Genomic DNA, 22,016 nt, shown 5'->3' with positions numbered 1-22,016 from the left:
CGGTCGTATCCAACTCGTTCTTCAAGGAGGCGTTCATGCCGGCGACGGCTCTTGACGCATCGACTTCGGCGCCATCGGTTGCGCGCATGGCGCGTCGTTGGCATCGGTGCCTGCACCTGCTGTTGGCGCTGCTGTTGCTGTGGCTCGTTCCGGCGGCCGCCCAGTCGACTACGCAGATCACGTTCGTCAGTCCGACCGATGGCGCCGTGTTCGACGAGCCGGCGCAAATCACCCTGAGCACCCTCGTCGTGCCCGGCGTTCCCGGCTGGGACTGCAGTGGGGACGTGGACTATTCGGCCAATGGGAAATACATCGGCGACACGGATCTGGATCCCTATTACAGTGTTGTTTGGGAAGACGTTCCGGCCGGCCACTACACGCTCACGGCACACGCGGTGCTCATCTGCGGCGCGCCGTTCGCGGCATCCGGGACAATCGCCCCCAAGGCGATCGAGGTCGTCACGACGATCGAGATCGATGTGCGTGATCCATTCGTGCATGCGGCGCTCGGCAATGGCGCACCGGCGCTCGAGTTCACGCCTGGCGTCGAAGTGGCGCTGCCGGTCATTGCGCTGAACACACACGGCGAGCCAGTGGCGGCAGCAACACTGGCCTGGCAAGTCGAGGCGATGGGATCTGCACAACCGACCGCCGCATGCGTCGACGACGATCAACCCAGTGCCGGCACCCTGACGACCGATGCGGGCGGCCACGCCATGCTGCGCTTCGTGCCCGGCTGCGCCAATGCCACCCGCCGCATCACGATCACGCCGCCACTGCCATCGACCCAGCTGCTCGTGCTGGATCTGACGCGTGCCCCGCCGCCTCCCCCGACCGTGTACGCGGAACTCGCCAACGACGCGCCAGCGCTCGAGTTCGTGCCAGGCGTCGAGATGGCATTGCCGATCGTCGCCCGGAATACCAATGGCGCGCTGGTGGCGGGAGCGATCCTGGTTTGGCAGATCGAAACGATGGCGACGCAGGGCAAGGCCGGATGCGTCGACGACGATCAGCCCAGTGGCGGCAGCCTCATGACTGGCGCGAACGGACGGGCCATGCTGCGCTTCGTGCCCGGCTGCGCCGATGGCAGTCGCCGCATCACGATCACGCCGCCGCCACCATCCACCCAACTCCTCGTCGTCGACCTGGCTCGTGGCGCGGTACCTGATCTGATCGTGCACGCGGCGCTCGGCGCCGCCGCACCGCCACTGGTGGCGACGCCCGGCGTCGAAGTTGCGTTGCCGATCGTTGCCCTCGACGTCAATGGCGAGCGGGTCGCGGCAGCGAACCTGGCCTGGCAGGTCCAGGCCGAGGCGGCCTCGACGCAAAAGGCCGGCTGTGTCGACCATGATCAACCGGCGGGCGGCAGTCTGACCACCGATGCGCTTGGCCAGGCCACGCTGCGCTTCGTGCCCGGCTGCGCCAGCGGCAACCGCCGCGTCACGGTCACGCCGCCACCGCCATCGACCGACGTCCTGACCTTGCTGCTGCGCGGGCCCGATCAGCGCTCGGTGAGTGTGGTGCTCACCTCGGGCGAGAGCATCCTGATCGTTCCGCCCGAGGTGGCCACGGCGGTTTCGTTCACGGTCAAGGACGGCCAGGATCAACCGATCGGTGGGTCGACGCTCGATTTCGTCCTCGCACCCGCCGCGGCCGGTACCATCGATGCGACGCTGCGTTCAGCTGATGACGGCACGGCGGTGCCGACGCTCACGCTGCGTGACAGCGCGTTGGCGGCCACGCTGACCGCCTGCGTGCGCGACCGCTCCGATGTATGCGTGCAGGTACCGATTCGCAACCGCAAGGCCGCGATCGAGGATCCCGCCGAGGCGATCGTGTGGCCGCTCATACAACAATCGCTCGATACACCGCTCGTGCAATTCGACAATATCGGTGGCCACCTGCGCAGTCTGCGCAGCGGGGCTGCCGGCTCGGGCATCGCGATCAACGCCGGCAACGGCAGCGTGCCCGTGGCTGCCGGCCAGGATGGACAGGGCAGCCAGCAGCGCTTCAACGTCTTCGTCGCCGGTAGCGTCGATATGGGTAAACGCGATCCGGTCCGCGGTCGGCGCAACGGCTTCGAAGTCAGCAGTCGTGGCCTCACGCTTGGCGCGGACTGGCGACTGACCCCGGGGTTCGTCGTCGGCGCCGCGCTCGGCGGCATGCGGGCCGATACCGATGTCGACGGTGGTGGTCGTCAGCGCGCCCACGGCGGCAGCGGCTCGCTGTACGGGCAATGGTTGCCGTATGAGCGTGCCTATGTCAGCGCCGCGCTCAATGTCGGCGGCGAGGATTTCGATCTGCGTCGTCCCGGCTGCGGAGCGGCCCTGACCGCGCGCACCGCCAGCACCCATCGCGCGTTGATGATCGAGGCGGGTTATTCGCTCGCCCACCACGCGCTGCGGTTCACGCCGTACCTGCGCTACCAACGCGTCAACGCCTCGCTCGATGCCTTCACCGAACAGGGCGCCTGCAATGACCGCCTGTCGATCAGCGGGACTTCGATGAGCCGCGCCACGCTCGGTGCCGGCGCCAACATCGACCGCGCCTTCAGCACGCGCAGTGGCGTGTGGATTCCTTCGCTCGCCGTGGAGTACCAGGCCGACAGCCAGAATGTCGAAGCGGTCTTCGCGCGGCTCATGGCTGGCGGGCCGTCGGTCGTGGTGCCGCTCGAGAAGCCTGATCGCCGTTACGGAACCGCGCGGCTGGCGTTGACCTGGATGACCTCGCTGCGCGCGCAACCGATATCGGCCTTCGTCGGCTTCGACACCGGCTTCGGGCGCAGCGACTATCGTAGTCGCGCGTTGCTGCTCGGTGTGCGAGTTCCGCTATGACCTTGCGTGGCTGACCCCATGATCCGACTACTTTCGATCCTCGTTGGGCTGAGTTTCCTCGGCGCCTGCGCCACCGTCGCCACCGGGCGGCTCGACAGCTACGACATCGTCGACTGCGAGTTGCCCGGCGTGATCCTGCACATCGGCACCGCACACGCGACCACCGGTCGCGCGCGCGCGATCCGCACCAGCGCCGATGATTGCGGCCTGCGTGGTGGCTACTATGCCGGTCCCGATCGTGCCAATTACGAGACTGCGCTGCGCGTGTGGTTGGCGCCGGCCGAGGACGGCGATGCGCAGGCGCAGTACAACGTCGGTCAGATCTACGAAAAAGGCCTGGGCCGCCCGAGCGATCCGGCCAAGGCCGCACAGTGGTACCAGCGTGCGGCCGATGCCGGCAGTGCGCAGGCGATGACCGCGCTCGGCATGCTCTACGAGCGTGGCCTCGTCAGTGGCGGCAACGCGCAGGCGGCGCTGGAACTGTACCGGCGCGCGGCGAATCTGCAGCAGCCGCTGGCCTACGCCGGCGAGGTGAGTGCGCGCGATGTGCAGATCCGGGCCTTGCAGGGCGAGCTCGCCGAGGCGCAACGCGCGGCGCGCGCACAGCGCAACAGTGCAGCGCGGCGCCAGCGCGAACTCGAGGATGAGGCGGCGCGTCTGCGTGAGGCTTTGCAACGGGAGGGGGCGGGCGGGTCGGGCAGCGGCATCGAAGGCACCTTGCGCAATATCAAACAGGCGCTCGAACAGGAGATCCAGCGCCAGGCCAGCGCGGAACAGGCCGCGCAGCAGCTGGGGGCGGCGCAACAGCTGGCCCAGCAGGATCCCGCGGTGCCGGCGCCCGCGTCGGACGCGCCGCAGATCGAGCTGGTCGAGCCCGCGCCCACGCCGGTGCGTGGGCTGACCGTGGTGCGAGTGCGCGGCGGCGCGCGCACCCACATCCGCGTGCGCGTGCGCGCGCAATCGCCACTGCAGGAGGTGCGGATCGGTGAGCATCGCGCGGAAGCGCTCGGCGATGGCGACTACGCGGCCGACATCGGTTTCGACGGCAAGGCGACGCCGGTCGAGGTCTCGGCGCTCGACACCAGTGGCCGTCGCGCGCTGCTGTCACTGCTGCTTGCCGGCGACAGCGCGCTGCCCGCGCCGGCGGCGGCCGACGCGGCAGCGCCGGGCCGCTACCACGCACTCGTGATCGGCAATGCACGCTATGCGAGCTGGGCGCCACTGGACACGCCACATCACACTTCCGAGGACATCGCCGCCACGCTGCGCGAGCGCTATGGCTTCGAGGTGACACTGCTGCTCGATGCCACGCGCGCGCAGACCTTCCGCGCATTGGCCGAGCTGCGCAGAAAGCTCGGCGAGAACGACAATCTCATCGTGTTCTATTCCGGCCACGGCAGCTGGGACGCCGGCAATCTGCAGGGCTACTGGGTGCCGGTCGATGGCGACAAGGATTCGGTGGCCAATTTCATCTCCTCGTCCGACGTCACCGACCAGATCAGCGTGATGCGCGCGCGGCAGATCCTCGTGGTGGCCGATTCGTGCTATTCGGGCGTGTTCGTGCAATCGATCGTCGACGACGGTCCGGTTGGCGATGTCGCGGCGATGCAGCGTCGCGCGCGCATTCCAAGCCGCAAGGTCATGAGCTCGGGAAACATCCGCGAGGTCATGGATGGCGGTCGCGGTGGCCACTCGGTATTCGCCGCGGAGTTCCTTGATGCGTTGCGGCGGCACGCCGACGCGCCGTTCGAGGCACGCCAGCTCTATCAGGAGATCGCGGCGCGCGTGCAGCGCGCGGCCGATGGCTATGGCGAACAGCAGGAGCCGCAGTACGGACAACTGCGCTTCGCCGGCCATGTCGGCGGTGACTTCCTGTTCGTGCCGCGTGGCAGTGGCTTCGTTGCGCTGCTGGCGCCGATGCACCGCATCGGCGCGCTCGACGCGATCACGCAGGCGCCCTGATCGGCGCTGGGCGTGGCGGGCGGCTCCCGCCGCGCCGCCCCCGCCGTGCCGGCGCTCAGCGCCGCCGCGCGATCTCGCGGCGGCGCACGAGGTAGTAGGCGGCCGGGATCACGAGCATCGACAGCAGGGGTGCCGTGAGCATGCCGCCGAGCATCGGCGCGGCGATGCGTTGCATGACTTCCGAGCCGGCGCCGGTGCCGACGAACAGCGGCAGCAGGCCGGCCAGGATCACCGCCACGGTCATCGCCTTGGGTCGCACGCGCTGCACCGCGCCGTCGCGGATCGCGGCCTGCAGTGCGGCGAGGGTCGGCGCCTGGCCAGCCGCCAGTTGCCGTTCCCAGGCCTGGCGCAGGTACAGCAGCATGATGACGCCGAATTCGGCCGCGACGCCGCCGAGCGCGATGAAGCCGATCATGCTCGCGACCGACAGCGCATGGCCGAGCAGCCAGATCAGCCACAAACCGCCGACCAGCGCCAGCGGCAGGCTCAGCATGATGATGAGCGCCTCGTCGATGCGGCGGAACACGAGATGGATGATGCCGAAGATCAGCACGAGCGCCGCCGGCACCACCCAGCGCAGGCGTGCCTGCGCCCGCGCGAGGTATTCGTACTGGCCCGACCAGACGAGGCTGTAGCCGGCCGGCAGCGGCACCTCGCGTGCGACGGCGCGTTGCAGCGCGACCACCACCGAACCCAGGTCGCCGCCGCCGACGTCGACGTAGACCAGACCGGCCAGACGCGCGTTCTCGCTGCGGTACATCGGCGGATCGGCGCTGACGGCGATGTCGGCGACCTGCTGCAGCGTCAACTGGGCGCCGTCCGCCGCCAGCAGCGGCAGATCACGCAGCGCCGCCAGCGAATCGCGCTCGGCGCGTGGATAGCGCAGCACGATCGGATAGCGTTCGCGGCCTTCGATCGTCTCGCCGATCGGCGCGCCGCCGACCACGGTGGCGATGAGGCGTTGCAGTTGCGCCTGGGTGAAGCCGTAGCGCGCGGCGTCGTCGCGGCGGATCGTCACGTCGACGTAGCGGCCGTCGCCGATGCGCTCGGCGAGCGCCGAGTCGACGCCAGGCACCGTCCGCGCGACGGCCTCGATGCGTCGACCCAGTTGCTCGATCACGCGCGTGTCGGGGCCGGTGACCTTGATGCCGATCGGGCTCTTGATGCCGGTGGCGAGCATGTCGATGCGGTTGCGGATCGGCGCGACCCACAGATTGGTCAGGCCCGGCACCTTGACCGCCGCGTCGAGTTCCTCGCGCAGCTTCTGCGCCGTCATGCCGGGGCGCCACTGGTCGCGCGGCTTGAACGTGATCGTGGTCTCGAACATCTCCAGCGGCGCCGGATCGGTCGCGGTCTCGGCGCGCCCGGCCTTGCCGAATACGTGCGCAACCTCGGGCACGCTCATCATCATGCGGTCGGTCTGCTGCAGCAGTTCGCTGGCCTTGCCGGCCGACAGTCCCGGCAGCGCGGTCGGCATGTAGAGCAAGCTGCCCTCGTCCAGCGGCGGCATGAACTCGCTGCCGATGCGCAGGGCCGGCAGTGCGGTCAGCGCCAGCAGCACGGCGCTCGCGGCGAGCGTCATGCGCGGGTGGCGCAGCACGGCGTCGAGCAGTGGCCGGTACAGCGCGATGAGCGCGCGATTGAGCGGATTGGCCGCCTCGGCGCGGATGCGGCCGCGGATCAGATAGCCCATGAGCACGGGGATCAGCGTGACCGACAGGCCGGCCGCAGCCGCCATCGCCCAGGTCTTGGTCCAGGCCAGCGGCGCGAACAGGCGCCCTTCCTGTTCCTGCAGCGCGAACACCGGCACGAACGACAGCGTGATCACGAGCAGGCTCGCGAACAGCGCCGGCCCGACTTCGCCCGCGGCGCGCGCGACGAGTGACCAGCGCGCCTGGCCCTGCGGCTCGCAGCCATGTTCGTCGCGCCAGTGCTCCAGATGCTTGTGCGTGTTCTCGATCATCACCACGGCGGCGTCGACCATTGCGCCGATCGCGATCGCGATGCCGCCCAGTGACAGCAGGTTGGCGGTGATGCCCTGGTAGTGCATGACGATGAACGCCGCGAGCACGCCGAGCGGCAGCGTCACCACGGCGACCAGGGCCGAGCGCAGGTGCCACAGGAACAGCAGGCACACCAGCGCCACCACGAGGAACTCCTCGACCAGCTTGCGGCTCAGGTTGCCGACCGCGGCCTTGATCAACAACGAACGGTCGTAGACGGTCACGATCTCGACACCGGCCGGCAGGCTGGCCTGCAACTGCGCGAGCCGTGCCTTGACCTGCTCGATCGCGGCCAGCGCATCCTTGCCACTGCGCAGCACGATCACGCCGCCGGTCACCTCGCCCTCACCATCGAGCTCGGCGATGCCGCGCCGCAGCGCCGGACCGCGCCGCACGCTGGCGACCTCGCCCAGCAGCACCGGCACGCCGGCGGAAGTGGCGACCGGCACCTGCTCGAACGCGCGCGCGTCGTGCAGGTAGCCTTCGCTGCGCACCATCAGCTCGGCTTCGCCCTGTTCGATCACCGAACCGCCGCTGGCGCCGTTGGCGGCATCGATCGCCGCGACGAGCTGCGCGATCGTGATGCCGCGCGCGGCCAGCGCCTGCGGGTCGGGCACGATCTGCCACGCATTGACCATGCCGCCGATCGTGGCCACCTCGGCCACGTCGGGGATCGTCTTGAGCTCGTAGCGCAGCAACCAGTCCTGCAGGCTGCGCAGTTGGCCGGCGTCGTGACGGCCGCTGCGGTCGACCAGTGCATATTCGTAGATCCAGCCCACGCCGGTGGCATCGGGACCGAGTGCGGGGGTGACGCCGGCCGGCAGGCGCTCGCGCACCTGGCTCAGATACTCGAGCACGCGCGAGCGCGCCCAGTACAGGTCGGTGTGGTCGTCGAACAGCACGTACACGAACGAGTCGCCGAAGAACGAGTAGCCGCGTACCGCGCGCACGCCCGGCACCGACAGCATCGTGGTCGTGAGCGGATAGGTAACCTGATCCTCGACGATGCGCGGCGCCTGGCCGGGCCATTCGCTGCGGATGATGACCTGGGTGTCGGACAGGTCCGGCAGCGCATCGAGCGGCGTGTGGCGCAGCGCCCACAGACCCCACACGGCCAGGCCCGCGGCCAATGCGAGCACGAGCCCGCGATTGGCCAGACACAGGCGGATCAGCGCGGCGATCATGGTTGGGCCTGCGCGTCATGCGCGGCCGGTGCCGACAGACGCTGCAGGGCGCCAGTGAGACTCGCCTCCGAGTCGAGCAGGAACTGCCCCGACACCACCACCTGCTCGCCACCGTGCAGGCCGGCAAGGATCTCGGTGCGGCCATCGCTGCTGCGTCCGGTGCGCACGCGCAGCGGCGCGAAGCGGCCATCACTGCCGCGCACGATGACGCGGCTGTCGTCGCCGGTCGCGATCAATGCCTCGTTCGGGACCAGCGGCCGGCGCGTCTGCGCGGGTGGCTCGATGCGCACCTGCGCGAACATGCCCGGCGCGAGCCGGCCCTGCGGATTGGCCAGCACGATGCGCGCGCGCTGCGTGCGGGTGGCCGCATCGACCAGCGGCAGCAGCGCATCGATCGTGCCCGGGAACGACTCACCCGGCAGCGCATCGACGCTGGCCTCGACCGGTGTGCCGGCGGCGAGCAGGCTGGCGTCGGCCTGCGGGATCGCCGCTTCGAGCCACAGCACGCGCGGATCGTTGATGCGCATCAGCGGCGTGCCCGGCGCGACCGTCTGCCCCTCGCGCACGAGGATCTCGCTGACCACACCGGCGCCCGGCGCCGTCAGCACGACACCGTCGGCACCACCGCGCCCGGTGGCGCCGAGCACGCGCAGGCGCGCCTGCGCCGCTGCGCGCAGCTCGCGTGCGGCGGGCGAGCTGGCCTGCGCCAGCGCCTGTGCTTCGGCGCGGGCGCTGCTCCACTCGGGAGCGAGCAACGTGAGCAGTGGCTGGCCGCGCGCGACCGCCTCGAATGGCACCTTGACCTGCAGGCGGCTGACGATGCCGTCGACGCGCGCGCTGACCACGGTCTCGTCGCGCAGGCTCCAGGCCAGCGTGCCTGGCACACGCAGGCTGCGCGTGAGCGTACCGAGCTCGACCGGCGCGGTGCGGATGCCGAGGTTGGCCTGCACGCCCGCATCGATGCGCACGCTGCTGCCGCCGGCCTCGTCGGCATAGCGTGGCACGAGCTGCATGTCCATGAACGGCGATTTGCCGGGTTTGTCGAAGTGCTGGTCGGGCACCATCGGGTCGTACCAGTACAGCACCTTGCGCTCGGCATTGGCCGATCCGGCCGATGCGGGCGCCGGCATCGCGTGGCCTGCGTGCGGATCGCCGCTCGCGGGCGCCGGCAACGCGTGGCCCGCGTGCGGATCGCTGCTCGCGGGCGCCGGCATCGCGTGGCCTGCATGCGGATCGCTGCTCGCGGGCGCCGGCATCGCGTGGCCCGCATGCGGATCGCCGCTCGCGGGCGCCGGCATCGCGCGGCCTGCGTGCGGATCGCCGCTCGCGGGCTCGCGGCCCGTCGTGGCCGACTGCGCATGCAGCCATGCGGCAGCGAGCGTGCCGAGCGCGATCGCGCCGGCGGCAACCAGGCGCACGGCGCGAGTGGATGGACGACGATTCATGGCGTGGTCTCCGCGGTCGGCAGCAGGAAGGCGAGCGCGGCCCAGGCGCGGCCGAGTTCGCTCAGATGGGTGGTGTGCTCGACTTCCAGTTCGAGTTCGTCGCGGCGCGCGTCGAGCCAAGGCTGCAGCGCGCCGCCGCCGCGATAGGCCGCGAGCGCGGTCCGGCTGCGGTCGTGGGCGAGCGGCAGCAGTTGCTGTTGCTTGCGCGCGACCAGGCGCTGCATCGCGTGCCACTGCGCGAGCGTCTCGCGCAGCGTGTCGAGCTGGGCGCGCCGCGCGTCCTCGTGTTCGGCCTCGACGGCGGCCAGTTCGGCGCGCCGCGCCGCCACATCGCGATCCTGCCGATTGCGCGCGAACAGCGGCAGGCCGACCGCGACCTCGAACATCAGCATGTCGTCGCGGCGCATGCCACCGGGGCTGCGCGAACGCTGGCCGTAACTGGCGGAAATGCTCCAGTCGGGGCGCTTGCCGGCCACCGCGACATCGACGGCGGCCTGGGCGAGGTCGCTGCGCGCCTGCCATGGCAGCAGCGCGGCCTGGTGGTCGAGCCGGCCCAGCAGTTCGGCTTCGCTGGTCGGCAGCGCGGCGAAATCGGGCCAGCTGCCGCTGGCGGCCAGATGCGCGGGATCGACGTCGAGCCAGCGCGCGAGTGCGGCGCGCGCGGCTTCGAGCTGGCCCTGGGCGCTGTCGCGGCGGTTGTCGAGGTCGAGCGCGGCGGCCTGGGCGGCCATCGCATCGACCACGCTGCCACGGCCGCCGGCGAGGCGTGCCTTGGCCAGTTCGATCGCGAGCGCGGCCTGCTCGCGCTGGGCCTCGATGGCGTCGATCAGCTCCTGCGCCGCCCGCAGCGCGATCCAGGCCTGCGCGGTGGCCTGGCGCAGGCGCAACCGGGCCGCTTCGCTGTCGGCCTGCGCGGCATCGACCTGGCGCGCCGCGAGCGCGGCGCGCGCCTCGCGCTTGGCGCGTGCGGGAATCTCCTGCATGAGGCCGATCTGCTTCATCGTCATGTCGTCGGCGCGCAGGTCGAAGGCATGCGCTCCGTCGATCGGCAGGTTCGCCACACCGACCACGAGTCGCGGATCGGGCAGGGCTGCGGCGCGCGCCGCGTCTTCGCGCGCGGCATCGAGCTGCGCCGCGCGCGCGACGAGAGCCGGTGCGGCCTGCTCGGCGCGCGCGAGCGCTGCGTTCAGGGACAATTCCTGGCCGGCCGCGGCGAGCGGCCACAGCACGACCAGTACGGCGCCCGCAGATGGGCGCAGGAAACGATGACGAACGCGGGACATGGAACCTCCGGACACGGCACAAGCCACGCGCCACGCTGCGGTGGCGCGCATTCACGGTGTGCGGTCGAAGGTCTAGATCTGCAGGCTGCAGAAGCGCCGTGCCGGCGGTGGATCGGAGCGGCACAGCGGAACATCGTGGTAGGCGCGTGCGGCCGGTTGCGGCAGCAGGCTCTGGCCCAGCGCGAATGCGCCCGGCGGCAGCGCCAGCGGCGGCACCTGCGGCAGCCTGAGGTCGGGATTGGTGAGATGGCTGCCCTGGCAGTGCTGGCTGCACAGTACATCGGTGCTCGGCCGCGTCGGTGCTGCCGGCTCGCCATGGCAGTGGCCGGCCACCGCCGGTGGCGTGGCCGGTTGCTGCTCGAACACCGGGCAGGCCCAGGCCGCGATCGCCACCTGCTGCAGCAGCGCGAACAGCGCCAGGCAGGCCAGGCGCAGCCGCCAGCGCCGCGTGCGCAGGCACCGTAGCGGCGTCATCGCGTCGCTCCCGCGCAGGCGCCGGCCGCGCGGCGCGCTGGCCGCGTTGCGGTGGCTACGGAGTTGGCAGGCCGGTGTCGCATCGGCGCCGAGTCTAGCGTGGAGCGGCGTTGGACGCATGTGGCGCAGCGCGGTTCCGGCGCCGCCGCTGCGCTAGCATGCCGGCATGAGCCCGATCCTCGTCGGCACCGCGAGCTGGACCGACAAGACGCTGATCGACTGCAAGCGCTTCTATCCGCGCGGCTGCAGCACGGCCGAACTGCGCCTGCGCCATTACGCCAGCCAGTTCGCGCTGGTCGAGGTCGACTCGTCGTATTACGCGATGCCGAGCGCCCGCAACGCGGCCTTGTGGGCCGAGCGCACGCCGGCGGCCTTCACCTTCAACGTCAAGGCGTTTCGCGCGCTGACCCAGCACCAGACGCCGCGCCAGGCGCTGCCGCGCGACCTGCTGGCGGCGCTGCCGGCCAGCACCCGCAGCAACATCTACTACAAGGATCTGCCGAGCGAAGTGCGCGACGAGCTGTGGGCACGTTTCAGCGCCGCGGTGGCGCCGCTGGCGCAGGCCGGCAAGCTCGGCGCGCTGCATTTCCAGTTTCCGCCGTGGTTCACCGCGCGGCGCGAAAACCAGGCGTATCTGGAACACGTGCGCGCGCGCCTGCCCGGGCATTGCGTCGCGATCGAGTTCCGCCACGCCTCGTGGTTCGCGCCGGCACAACGCGCGGCCACGCTCGCGCTCGAACGCAGCCTGGACCTGTGCAATGTGGTCGTCGACGAGCCGCAGGGCTTCCAGCAGAGCATTCCCGCGGTGTGGGAGGTCACCTCGCCCACGCTCGCGCTGTTGCGCCTGCATGGCCGCAATGCCGCCACCTGGACCGAGCCGGGCCTCGCGGCCGCCAGCGACCGTTTCAACTACGACTACTCGCGGGCCGAACTGGCGCAGTTCGTGCCGCCGTTGCGCGCGCTGGCCGCGGCGGCCGCGCGCGTGCATGTGATCTTCAACAACAACTACGAGGATCAGGGCGTGCGCAATGGCCGCGAGCTCGTCGGGCTGCTGGCCGCTGACGCGGCTTGAGCCGGGCGGCGCGCGTGGCGCTGCGCGCCGGCATCTCTCGCCATGCTTGACCGCGCCACCATCGACTCGGGTAGGCTAGCCGGGGCGGCATCGCGCAGCGTGCGTGGTGGCTCGCGCAGGGGGCTGCAGTGACGACACGACAGGCGGATGTGCTGGTGATCGGCGGTGGCATCGCCGGCATCGTCGCCGCGCTCGAGCTGCTGCGCGGCGGGCAGCGCGTGATCCTCGTCGACCGCGACACACGCGAGCGCTTCGGCGGGCTCGCGCGCTGGGCCTTCGGCGGCATGGCCCTCGTCGGCACGCCATTGCAGGCGCGCCTCAAGATTGCCGATACGCCCGAGCGCGCGCTGGCCGACTGGCTGCGTTTCGGCGAGCTCGACCCCGGCGAGCGCTGGCCGGTGGCGTGGGCGCGTCACTATGCCGAGCGCTCGCGCGCCGACGTGCACGACTGGCTCGTCGCCGCCGGTGTGCGCTTCATGCCGGCGGTCAACTGGGTCGAGCGCGGTCGCCACGGCGACGGCAATTCATTGCCGCGCTACCACATCGTGTGGGGCACGTCGTTGGCGTTGACGACCACGCTCATCGACGCGCTCGCGCAGGCCGATCGTGGCGGCCGGCTCGAACGGCTGCACGGTCACCGCGTCGACGCGCTCGAACTGCACGATGGACGTGTCTGCGGCGCCTGGGCCTGCGACGAAGCCAGCGGCGCGCGCACGTACATCGACGCGCCCGTGGTGGTGCTCGCCAGCGGCGGCATCAACGGCAGCCACGACCAGGTGCGCGCAAACTGGCCGCGCGCACGACCGCAGCCGGCGCGGATGCTCAATGGCGCCAGTCCGCTGGCCGATGGCGTCCTGCACCACTGGGCCGCCAAGGCGCTCGCTGCGCGCCTGACCCATGTCGGCGAGATGTGGAACTACGCGGCCGGCATCGAGCATCCGTATCCGCATTTCCCGGGCCACGGCTTGTCGCTGATCCCGTGCAAGTCGGCGCTGTGGCTCGATCACCGTGGCCGGCGCATCGGTCCCGAACCGCTCGTCACCGGCTTCGACACGCATTGGCTGTGCCAGCGCGTGGCGCAACAGGCGCAGCCGTGGACCTGGCAGCTCATGAACCGGCGCATCGCGCTGCGCGAGTTCGCGATCTCGGGCGCCGAGCACAATGCGCGCATCCGCGACCGCCAGTGGCTGCACTTCCTCGCCGAGACGCTGTTTGGCAACGCGCGCCTGCTGCGCCAGATGCAGCGCGAGAGCCGGCAGTTCCTCGTCGCCGACACGCTGGCCGAACTGGCCGCGCGCATGAACGAGCTCACCGCCTCGCTCGATGTCGACGCGCAGCAGTTGCAGGCCACGGTCGATGCGTTCGACGCCAATTTCGCGCGCGGCGCACGCCTCGAGAACGACGCGCAACTGCGCCTGATCCGCCATGCGCGGCAGTGGGGGTCGGATCGTCTGCGCACCTGCAAGCCGGCGCCGCTGCAGCGGCGCGGAGCCGGGCCCTACATCGCGGTGCAGGTGCAGCTCATCACGCGCAAGAGCCTCGGCGGGCTGTGCACCGACCTCGGCAGTCGCGTGCTCGACGCGAGCGACACGCCGATCGCCGGGCTGTACTGCGTCGGCGAGGCGGCGGGCTTTGGCGGTGGCGGCGCCTGCGGCAAGCGCTCGCTCGAAGGCACCTTCCTGCCGGGCTGCATCCTGACCGCGCGCGCGGCGGCGCGCTCCATCCTGGCTGGAGGTTGAGCGCATGGCTCACGAATTCGATTGCATCGTGGTTGGCGCGGGCTCGGCCGGCTGCGCGGTCGCGGCGCGGCTCAGCGAGGACCCGCAGTGCCGCGTCGCGCTGCTCGAAGCCGGCGGCAGCGACGCCAGCGTGCTGATCCGCGCGCCGCTCGGCTTTGCGGTGTCGGGCGCGATCAGTCGCCACGTGGCGCGCTACCAGACCGTGCCGCAACCGGGGCTCGACGGCCGCCGCGGCTTCCAGCCGCGCGGGCGCGTGCTCGGCGGCAGCAGTGCGATCAACGCCATGGTGTACTGCCGCGGCCATCGGCGCGACTACGACGACTGGGCCGCGGCCGGCAATCCCGGCTGGGACTACGCCAGCGTATTGCCCTACTTCAAGCGCGGCGAGGACAGCGCCTGTTTCGGCGCCAACGACTATCACGGCAGCGGCGGTCCGCTTGCGGTGAGCTGGCTGCGCAGTCCGTTCCCGAGCTCGCAGGCCTTCCTCGAAGCCTGTGTCGCGAGCGGCATCGCGCGCACCGACGACTGCAATGGCGCGCAGCAGGAGGGCTGCTGGCCTGCGCAGGTGACGATGCGTGACGGCGAGCGTTGCAGCGCGGCGCGGGCCTATCTCGCGCCGGCCCGCACGCGCGCCAATCTCGCCGTGTTCACGCGCGCGACCGCACGGCGCCTGTGCTGGGACGGGCGCCGCGTCAGCGGGGTCGAGGTCATGCTCGACGGTCGCCCGCAGGTGCTGCAGGCGCGCCGCGAAGTCATCGTCTGCGCCGGCGCTTACGGCTCGCCGCAGTTGCTCATGTGTTCGGGCATCGGCCCGGCCGCGCCGCTGCGCGCGCTCGGCATCGAGGTCGTGCACGAGCTCGCGGGGGTGGGCCAGAACCTGCAGGACCACATCAGCGCCAGCCTCAACTGGCGCTCGCCGCGCAGTGACGGCGGCTTCGGCATCTCGCTGGCCGGCGCGGCGATGATCTGGCGCGGCATCGGCCAGTGGCGGCGCGAGCGCCGCGGCTGCATCACCAGCAACGTGGCCGAGGCCGGCGCGTTCCTGCGCACCGATTCGGCACTGGCCGTGCCCGACATCGAGATCGAGTTCGTGGTGGCGATCGTCGACGACCACAACCGCAAGCTGCACCTGGGCCACGGCATGGGCCTGCACGTGACGCTGTTGCGGCCGCGCAGCCGCGGCGAGGTGCGGCTGGCCAGCGCCGACACGCGCACCGCGCCGCTGATCGACCCGCGCTATTTCAGTGATCCGGCCGACCTGCCGCAGCTCGTCAAGGGCGTGCAGCGTGCGCTCGCGATCATGGCGCAGCCGCCGCTCGCGCCGTGGCGCGGCGCGATGCTGGCGCCGCTGGCCAGCGACGATCCCGACGGCATCGCGCGCGAGCTGCGCCGCAGCGCCGATACCGAATACCACCCGGTCGGCACCTGCCGCATGGGGCCGGCCGGCGACGCCATGAGCGTGGTCGATCACGAGCTGCGCGTGCATGGCATCGCCGGCCTGCGCGTCGCCGATGCCTCGATCATGCCGACCCTGATCGGTGGCAACACCAATGCGCCGACCATCATGATCGGCGAGAAATGCGCCGACCTCGTGCGCGCGGCGCCGCGTTGAAGGCGGCGCGCCGCGGCGGACACACTGGCCAGGACACGGGAGAGCGGTTCGATGAGCAATGGCGCACAGGCACTGGTCAAGACGCTGGCGGATGCCGGCATCGAGCTGTGCTTCACCAATCCGGGCACGAGCGAAATGCATTTCGTCGCGGCGCTCGACGGCGAGCCGCGCCTGCGCGCGGTGCTGACGCTGTTCGAAGGCGTGGCCACCGGCGCCGCCGACGGTTACGCGCGCATGGCCGACAAGCCGGCGGCGACCTTGCTGCACCTGGGCTGCGGACTCGGCAATGGCCTGGCCAACCTGCACAACGCGCGCAAGGCGCAGGTGCCGATCGTCAACATCGTCGGCGACCACGCGACCTGGCACGTCAAGTACGACGCGCAGTTGCAGTCCGACATCGAGACCGTCGCCCGCAATGTCTCGCCCGGATTCGTGCGCAGCGCGCGCACCACGGCGACGCTGTGCGTCGACGCGGTCGAGGCGATCGCCGCCGCGCAGGCACATCCGCCGCAGGTGGCGACGCTGATCCTGCCGGCCGACGTGTCGTGGGGCGAGGGCGGCGAGCCGAGTGCGCCGCCCGTGCTCGCGCCCGCACCCTGCGCCGACGCCGCCACGCTCGCGGCGATCGCCGACGTGGTGCGCAGCGGCGCGCCGACCGCGTTCCTGCTCGGCGGCCGCGCACTGCGCGAGCCGGGTCTGGTCGCCGCCGCACGCATCGCCGCGCGCCATGGCGTCAAGCTGTTCGCCGAAGTGTTTCCCACCCGCATGCAGCGCGGTGCGGGCCTGCCGCCGGTCGAGCGCATCGCCTATCTGGCCGAGATGGCCGGGGTGCAGCTCGCGCCGTATCGGCACCTCGTGCTCGTTGGCGCCAAGTCGCCGGTGTCGTTCTTCGCCTACCCCGGCAAGCCCAGCGACCTGGTGCCCGACGGCTGCACCGTGCACACGCTGGCGGGCAGCGCGCAGGATGCCGAGGCGAGCCTCGACGCGCTGGTGACGCTGCTCGACGCGCAGCACAGCGAGGCGCAGCGGCAGGTTGCGCAGCGCCCGGTGCGGCCACGCGGCCGTCTCAGCGCGCCCAAGTTGTGCAAGGCGGTCGGCCATCTGCTGCCGGAGGGCGCGATCCTCATCGATGAAGCGATCACCTCGGGCCTCATGCTCGGCGCGATGACGCAGGGTGCGCCCCGCCACGACCTGCTCACGCTGACCGGCGGCGCGATCGGCCAGGCCCTGCCCAATGCGATCGGCGCGGCGTTGGCCTGTCCGCGGCGGCCGGTGGTCGCGCTCGTCGGCGACGGGGCGGCGATGTACACGATCCAGGCGTTGTGGACGCTGGCGCGCGAGCAGCTCGACGTCACCGCGATCATCTGCAACAACGCGGCCTATTCGGTGCTCAACGTCGAGCTCGACCGCGTCGGCACGCAGGCCGGCGGGCCCAAGGCGCGCGCGCAACTGGAGCTGGGCGGCGCGCCGCTCGACTTCGCGCGGCTGGCGCAGGGCATGGGCGTGCATGCGGTACGCGTCGACAGCGCCGAGGACCTGTGCAAGGCGCTCGACTATGCGTTCGCGCAGCGCGGTCCACACCTGATCGATGCCATCATTCCCGAAGCGCTGGCCGGCACGCGCCGCAAGCTGCTGCCATGGCTGTTGCGCTCGCTGCCGAAACTGCCGGCGCCACTCGCGCAGGCGCTCAAGCGCAAGATCGCGCCCTGAGCGCGCCGGCGCGCGCCTGCCGGTGCGCGGCGTGGCAGTTCCTGCCGCGGGCTGTCACGGCCAGCCACGCCATGCGCCACCCGCTGCGCCGCCGCGCGCCGTGGCCGCCACGGTCGCGGCTCCGGCAACTGGCACGAATGATGCAGTGACGACTGTGGGGAATCCAGCAGCGAGCCGCGTCATGTCCCAGCAGATCCACGCCCGTCGCATCACTATCGGCCGTGAACAGGACGAACTGGCCTGGCGCCATGCCATCGACCTGCTGCGTGCGGGCGCCGTCATGGTGCTGGCCATCGCCGCCAGCGCCGCGCGGGCCTGGGGTTGAGCCTGGCGGCACGCGGAACGCGTTGCGCGCGGGCCGGCCGGCCGCCGCGCGTCGATGCGGCCCCACGCCGACCTCACTTGCGTCAACGCTGCGGCGCTGCCTCGCGTCCGACCATCGCCTGCTGCGCCGGCGCGTAGCGCTCGCCAACGATGTCGATCCGTGCGGCGGCCTGTTCGATCTCGCGCAGGTCGGTTGCCGTCAGCGCGAGATTCGCGGCGCCGAGATTCTCCTCGAGCCGATGCAGCTTGGTGGTACCGGGAATCGGCGCGATGAAATCGCGCTGCGCCAGCAGCCATGCGAGTGCGATCTGCGCCGGCGTGGAGCCCTTGTCGCCGGCCACGCGCTTGAGTAGGTCCACCAGTGCCTGATTGTTCGCGATCGCCGCGGGCGCGAAGCGCGGCACCGACTGGCGGAAGTCGCCGTCACCGAACCTGAAATCCTTGCCCATGGCGCCGGTGAGAAAACCCTTGCCGAGCGGGCTGTACGGCACCAGGCCAATGCCGAGCTCGTCGCAGGCCGCGAGGATGCCGTTCGTTTCCACCGCGCGCCACCATAGCGAGTACTCGTTCTGCACCGCGGCCACTGGCTGCACCGCATGGGCGCGGCGCAGCGTGGCCACGCCGGGTTCCGACATGCCGAAGTGACGCACCTTGCCCTGCGCGATGAGGTCCCTGACCGTGCCGGCCACATCCTCGATCGGCACCTTCGGATCGACGCGGTGCTGGTACAGCAGGTCGATCGTGTCGACGCCGAGGCGTTGCAGCGAACCCTCGACCGCCTGGCGGATGCGCTCGGGCCGGCTGCAAACGCCGCGGTTCTCGCCGCTGGCGAAATCGATGTCGAAACCGAACTTGGTGGCGATCACCACCTGGTCGCGCACGGGCCGCAGCGCTTCGCCGACGAGCTTCTCGTTGGTGAACGGGCCGTAGACCTCCGCCGTGTCGAACAAGGTCACGCCGCGATCGACCGCGGCGCGGATCAGTGCCACGCCTTCGGGCGTCGAGAGTTTCGTCGCGTAGCTGAAACTCATGCCCATGCAGCCAAGGCCGAGGGCGGAGACTTGGAGCGGGCCGAGCGTGCGCGTGTGCATGATTCATGGACCTTGCAGTGTCGATGGAGCTGGGGAAATCCGAATGGTCGCCGCCCGTGCGCGCTGGCCGATCATCGGCGCGAGGTAGGGGCTGCCGCGATACTTGGTGCGATAGGCCTCGTCGATGCGGTCGTTGGTCGCGCCGTCGACCGGCGCGAAGGCGACTTCCTGCGTGGTGCCGGCGGCGCTGATGCGACCGGCCTTCTGCCGCAGCGCGGCCTGGTACCAGCGCGAACGGGTGCCGTTGTAGGCGCGCACGTAGAGCGCATCGTCCACCACCACCGACCAGATCCAGGTCGGCGTGCCATGGGTGACGCCGTCATCGCGGAACGGCGCGATATGCAGGTCGTCGCTTGCGGCGATCCTGTCCAATGTGTTCTTGGGCCATCCGATCATGAGGCCGCCTCGAGTTTGGTATGGGGCACAGGGATTGCCATTGCCACTTCTTTCGGGATTCGTCCCGCGTGAAGCCGGGCTCGATGCGGCTCAGGGCCGCACCATCACCTTGATCGCCTCGCGCGCATCCATCGCGCGGTAGCCGTCGGGTACGCCGTCCAGGTCCACCGTGCGGTCGAACACCAGGCCCGGCTGGATGCGGCCTTCGAGCACGTCGGGCAGCAGTTCGTCGATATAGGCGCGCACCGGCGCCGGGCCGCCGCCGACGAGGACGTTGCGGTAGAACATCGGCTGCGCCTGCGGCACGACGTCGTAGTGCGGCACGCCGACGCGACCGACGGCGCCACCGGCGCGCACGATGCCCATCGACGTGGCCATCGCCTGCTCGGTGCCGACACACTCGAGTACCGAGTGCACGCCGAAACCGCCGGTCAATTCACGCACGCGCTCGATGGCCGCAGCGCCGCGTTCGCTGACCACGTCGGTGGCGCCGAACTGTCGGGCCAGCGCGAGGCGGGCGGGATGCCGGCCCATGATGATGATCTGCTCGGCGCCCATGCGCTTGGCCGCGATCACGCCGCACAGCCCGACCGCACCGTCGCCGATCACGGCCGCCTTGCGGCCCTTGCCGACGCGCGCCACGACCGCCGCATGGTGGCCGGTGCCCATCACGTCCGACAGCGTGAGCAGCGAGGCCATCAGGGCGTGATCCTCGCCGGTCGACAGCCGATACAGCGTGCCGTCGGCCTGCGGAATGCGCAGCGCCTCGGCCTGCGCGCCACCGACCTCGGCATTGCCGAAGAAGCCGCCGTGCACGCACGCAGTCTGCAAGCCTTCGTGGCAGAACTCGCAACGGCCGTCGGACCAGGCGAACGGCATGATGACCACGTCGCCGACCCCGATCGTGCGCACGTCGTGGCCGACGGCCTCGACCACGCCGATGGCCTCGTGGCCCATGTTCTGGCCTTGGCCATCGGCTGGCTTCAAGCGATATGGCCACAGGTCGCTGCCGCAGATGCAGGCGCGGGCGACGCGGATCAGCGCATCGGTGGGTTGCCTGATGGCAGCGTCGGGAATGTTCTCGATCCGCACGTCGCCGGCCTGGTACATGATCGTTGCGCGCATGGCGGCTTACCTCGAGGTGTCCAGTGGGCTGTGGTACTGCGCATCGGTGACCGGCTCCATCCAGTCGACGACCATGCCGCGCCCATCGGCCTCGGCGATGGCGATGTGGGTCATCGGTGAATGGGGCGATGCGCCGTGCCAGTGGCGCTTGCCGGGCGGGCAGGTGATGACGTCGCCGGGGCGGATTTCCAGCTTCGGTTCACCCTCGCACTGCGTCCAGCCGAGGCCGTCGGTGACGATCAGGATCTGGCCGCAGGGATGCGTATGCCAGTTCGAGCGCGCGCCGGGTTCGAAGGTGACCACCGCGCCGGAAACCGGCGCCGGACCCGCCGACGTGAACAGCGGCGCGAAACGCGCGCGGCCGGTGAAGTTCATGGTGCCGCCGTCGATGAAGGCCTGTGACCCGTTGCGTTGCAAAGTGCTCATCGGATGTTCCTCTGGCAATGAATGCGCGAATTAGTGCGCGTTGGCCGCGCGCTGCTCGAACACCTGCTTGAACACCGGCAGCGCCGAGAACACGCGCGGCCAGCCGGTGTAGAACGCGAGCTGGGTCAGCACCTCGCCGGCTTCGGCCTGGGTGAGGCCGTTGTCGAGCGCGCGATTGAGGTGATACGGCACCGCCAGGGCCTGGCCGGTCGCGATCAGCGCGGTCACCGTGACCAGGCTGCGGTCGCGCGGGGCGAGATCGGGCCGCAACCACAGCTCGCGGAACAACAGGTCGGTGGTGTTCTGCACCACGCCCGGCGATACCGCATCGAACTGCTGCGAGACATTGCGCGCGCGCTTGGCCTCGCCGGCTGCATCGAGCGGCAGCAGCCTCGGCGACACCGCGGCGAGCTGATCGGGTTGGATGCCGCGCGCCGCGAACACCGGTTGCGTCGCGAGCGCCGCATCGACGGCGTTCTGCCAGCCCGAATAGAACGCGAGCTGGAGCAGCGCCTCGGAGATCTCGGCCGGCTTCACGCCGTTGTCGAGCGCGAGCTTGACGTAGTCGGGCAGCTCGCGCGTCTGGTCGAGCGCAACGAGCGCCGCCAGCGTGACCAGGCTGCGGTCGCGCGGCGACAGGCCCGGGCGCTTCCACACACCATCGAACAGCGCGGTCCGCGTGTAGTGGGCGAGGGCGGGCGAAACCGACTCGACGCTCGCGGGCGCCGGCGCGTGGGTGGATGCAGTCGACATGGTATGGCTCCTGTCAGTGGTGGTGCACGCGGCCAGCGCGAGGCAGGCCAGCGCCGCTGCGAGCGGATGCTTGCGCGTGAATGGCGAGCGGCGCGGCGCGCCTGCAGGGCGCGGTCGGTGCGGACGATGCCGCGCCGGCCTGTCGGCGATCGGTGTCGGGGTGTCCATGGGAGCCATTGTGGGCGTCCGTCACCTGCGCGACTAGCTGATTGCCGCTGAATGTAGTCATTAGTGTTGCTAATGCATCGACGGCCGCGAACGACACCCGGTCAGCGCGTGCTGGCGGCGACCAGGGTTGGCGTCGGACGGCGGCTTGCGGAGGCGGTGGCTGCGCTGGTGTGCGCCGGCGTTGTCATGGCCGGCATGGTCGGCCCGTGGTGACGCCTTGATTGGCCGATGAACGGTTAAGGCCGCATTGGCGCAGCTACTCAATTGCTCGTGCGGGATGCGCGGACAAGCCACGCGAAGTGCCGCGATCCGACGTGGCGCAGCCGCCTGCTTCGTCGACATTCAGCAGCGGCGCGCGACCCATAGGTCGCCAGCCGGGCCTGACGATGCGGTTGGCAAAGGCCGATACAGTGCA

The 22,016-nt window shown here is 70.8% G+C and carries 16 protein-coding genes; 7 read left to right on the top strand and 9 right to left on the bottom strand.

The window, feature by feature from the left end; all coding sequences use genetic code 11:
* Window positions 1–86: 86 nt before the first annotated feature.
* Together KF903_RS09010 and KF903_RS09005 are read left to right on the top strand one after the other, a co-directional pair.
* Window positions 87–2,834 (top strand): autotransporter domain-containing protein, encoded by a 2,748-nt coding sequence (locus tag KF903_RS09010; protein WP_291213819.1) that lies wholly within the window; start codon window positions 87–89, stop codon window positions 2,832–2,834.
* 18 nt (window positions 2,835–2,852) lie between these two features.
* Entirely contained in the window at window positions 2,853–4,796 is a 1,944-nt protein-coding gene (locus KF903_RS09005) for a caspase family protein (RefSeq protein WP_291213817.1), read from the top strand.
* Window positions 4,797–4,851: 55 nt separating this feature from the next.
* Here the strand turns inward: KF903_RS09005 and KF903_RS09000 are convergent, their stop codons facing one another.
* The 4 genes from KF903_RS09000 to KF903_RS08985 form a co-directional block, all read right to left on the bottom strand.
* Window positions 4,852–7,983, bottom strand: a complete 3,132-nt coding sequence (locus KF903_RS09000) for a CusA/CzcA family heavy metal efflux RND transporter (RefSeq protein WP_291213815.1) — start codon at window positions 7,981–7,983, stop codon at window positions 4,852–4,854.
* A complete protein-coding gene (locus tag KF903_RS08995) occupies window positions 7,980–9,428 on the bottom strand; it encodes an efflux RND transporter periplasmic adaptor subunit (RefSeq protein ID WP_291213813.1) in 1,449 nt (482 codons plus the stop codon). The genes KF903_RS09000 and KF903_RS08995 overlap by 4 nt, the downstream gene beginning before the upstream one ends.
* Window positions 9,425–10,711 carry a TolC family protein gene (locus tag KF903_RS08990; protein ID WP_291213811.1) on the bottom strand — a complete coding sequence of 429 codons (1,287 nt, stop codon included), beginning with the start codon at window positions 10,709–10,711 and terminating at the stop codon, window positions 9,425–9,427. Before KF903_RS08990 ends, KF903_RS08995 begins: the two co-directional genes overlap by 4 nt.
* Window positions 10,712–10,783: 72 nt before the next feature.
* Window positions 10,784–11,185 (bottom strand): hypothetical protein, encoded by a 402-nt coding sequence (locus tag KF903_RS08985; protein WP_291213809.1) that lies wholly within the window; start codon window positions 11,183–11,185, stop codon window positions 10,784–10,786.
* Between the two features lie 166 nt (window positions 11,186–11,351).
* Here KF903_RS08985 and KF903_RS08980 point away from each other — a divergent pair, with 166 nt between their 5' ends.
* The 5 genes from KF903_RS08980 to KF903_RS08960 all read left to right on the top strand — a co-directional run bounded on the left by KF903_RS08980 (window position 11,352) and on the right by KF903_RS08960 (window position 17,643).
* A complete protein-coding gene (locus KF903_RS08980; protein WP_291213807.1) occupies window positions 11,352–12,257 on the top strand; it encodes a DUF72 domain-containing protein in 906 nt (301 codons plus the stop codon).
* 128 nt (window positions 12,258–12,385) lie between these two features.
* Window positions 12,386–13,996: an FAD-dependent oxidoreductase gene (locus tag KF903_RS08975; protein ID WP_291213804.1), complete on the top strand. Its 1,611-nt coding sequence runs from the start codon at window positions 12,386–12,388 to the stop codon at window positions 13,994–13,996.
* Between the two features lie 4 nt (window positions 13,997–14,000).
* Complete coding sequence (locus KF903_RS08970; protein WP_291213802.1) at window positions 14,001–15,608, top strand: GMC family oxidoreductase N-terminal domain-containing protein; 1,608 nt, start codon at window positions 14,001–14,003, stop codon at window positions 15,606–15,608.
* Window positions 15,609–15,659: 51 nt separating this feature from the next.
* A complete protein-coding gene (locus tag KF903_RS08965) occupies window positions 15,660–17,318 on the top strand; it encodes an acetolactate synthase large subunit (RefSeq protein WP_291213800.1) in 1,659 nt (552 codons plus the stop codon).
* Window positions 17,319–17,499: 181 nt separating this feature from the next.
* Window positions 17,500–17,643, top strand: coding sequence for a hypothetical protein (locus KF903_RS08960; protein ID WP_291213798.1), 144 nt, complete (start codon window positions 17,500–17,502; stop codon window positions 17,641–17,643).
* An 82-nt stretch (window positions 17,644–17,725) separates the two neighbouring features.
* On the opposite strand, the gene KF903_RS08955 is transcribed toward KF903_RS08960, so the two are convergent.
* The 5 genes from KF903_RS08955 to KF903_RS08935 form a co-directional block, all read right to left on the bottom strand.
* The gene (locus KF903_RS08955; RefSeq protein WP_291213796.1) at window positions 17,726–18,733 is read right to left on the bottom strand and encodes an aldo/keto reductase; all 1,008 of its coding nucleotides are present in this window, start codon (window positions 18,731–18,733) and stop codon (window positions 17,726–17,728) included.
* A 3-nt stretch (window positions 18,734–18,736) separates the two neighbouring features.
* Window positions 18,737–19,129 carry a DUF2255 family protein gene (locus KF903_RS08950; protein WP_291213794.1) on the bottom strand — a complete coding sequence of 131 codons (393 nt, stop codon included), beginning with the start codon at window positions 19,127–19,129 and terminating at the stop codon, window positions 18,737–18,739.
* Between the two features lie 90 nt (window positions 19,130–19,219).
* The gene (locus tag KF903_RS08945; protein WP_291213792.1) at window positions 19,220–20,254 is read right to left on the bottom strand and encodes a zinc-dependent alcohol dehydrogenase family protein; all 1,035 of its coding nucleotides are present in this window, start codon (window positions 20,252–20,254) and stop codon (window positions 19,220–19,222) included.
* Between the two features lie 6 nt (window positions 20,255–20,260).
* Window positions 20,261–20,629 (bottom strand): cupin domain-containing protein, encoded by a 369-nt coding sequence (locus KF903_RS08940; RefSeq protein WP_291213930.1) that lies wholly within the window; start codon window positions 20,627–20,629, stop codon window positions 20,261–20,263.
* 81 nt (window positions 20,630–20,710) lie between these two features.
* Window positions 20,711–21,433 (bottom strand): carboxymuconolactone decarboxylase family protein, encoded by a 723-nt coding sequence (locus KF903_RS08935; protein WP_291213790.1) that lies wholly within the window; start codon window positions 21,431–21,433, stop codon window positions 20,711–20,713.
* Window positions 21,434–22,016 lie beyond the last annotated feature (583 nt).

Origin of the sequence: Dokdonella sp. (assembly GCF_019634845.1) — a bacterium.
Lineage (GTDB): Bacteria > Pseudomonadota > Gammaproteobacteria > Xanthomonadales > Rhodanobacteraceae > Dokdonella_A.
Note: the sequence above shows the minus strand (reverse complement) of the source record. Positions and strands in the feature narration are given on the sequence as shown.

Bases quoted from the DNA above. Each gene is read 5' to 3' on its own strand.
- KF903_RS08970 (WP_291213802.1), top strand. From the start codon at position 14,001: ATGGCTCACGAATTCGATTGCATCGTGGTTGGCGCGGGCTCGGCCGGC.
- KF903_RS08950 (WP_291213794.1), bottom strand. From the start codon at position 19,129: ATGATCGGATGGCCCAAGAACACATTGGACAGGATCGCCGCAAGCGAC.
- KF903_RS09005 (WP_291213817.1), top strand. From the start codon at position 2,853: ATGATCCGACTACTTTCGATCCTCGTTGGGCTGAGTTTCCTCGGCGCC.
- KF903_RS08935 (WP_291213790.1), bottom strand. From the start codon at position 21,433: ATGTCGACTGCATCCACCCACGCGCCGGCGCCCGCGAGCGTCGAGTCG.
- KF903_RS08990 (WP_291213811.1), bottom strand. From the start codon at position 10,711: ATGTCCCGCGTTCGTCATCGTTTCCTGCGCCCATCTGCGGGCGCCGTA.
- KF903_RS08980 (WP_291213807.1), top strand. From the start codon at position 11,352: ATGAGCCCGATCCTCGTCGGCACCGCGAGCTGGACCGACAAGACGCTG.
- KF903_RS08960 (WP_291213798.1), top strand. From the start codon at position 17,500: ATGTCCCAGCAGATCCACGCCCGTCGCATCACTATCGGCCGTGAACAG.
- KF903_RS08995 (WP_291213813.1), bottom strand. From the start codon at position 9,428: ATGAATCGTCGTCCATCCACTCGCGCCGTGCGCCTGGTTGCCGCCGGC.
- KF903_RS09010 (WP_291213819.1), top strand. From the start codon at position 87: ATGGCGCGTCGTTGGCATCGGTGCCTGCACCTGCTGTTGGCGCTGCTG.
- KF903_RS08985 (WP_291213809.1), bottom strand. From the start codon at position 11,185: ATGACGCCGCTACGGTGCCTGCGCACGCGGCGCTGGCGGCTGCGCCTG.
- KF903_RS08940 (WP_291213930.1), bottom strand. From the start codon at position 20,629: ATGAACTTCACCGGCCGCGCGCGTTTCGCGCCGCTGTTCACGTCGGCG.
- KF903_RS08955 (WP_291213796.1), bottom strand. From the start codon at position 18,733: ATGCACACGCGCACGCTCGGCCCGCTCCAAGTCTCCGCCCTCGGCCTT.
- KF903_RS09000 (WP_291213815.1), bottom strand. From the start codon at position 7,983: ATGATCGCCGCGCTGATCCGCCTGTGTCTGGCCAATCGCGGGCTCGTG.
- KF903_RS08945 (WP_291213792.1), bottom strand. From the start codon at position 20,254: ATGCGCGCAACGATCATGTACCAGGCCGGCGACGTGCGGATCGAGAAC.
- KF903_RS08965 (WP_291213800.1), top strand. From the start codon at position 15,660: ATGAGCAATGGCGCACAGGCACTGGTCAAGACGCTGGCGGATGCCGGC.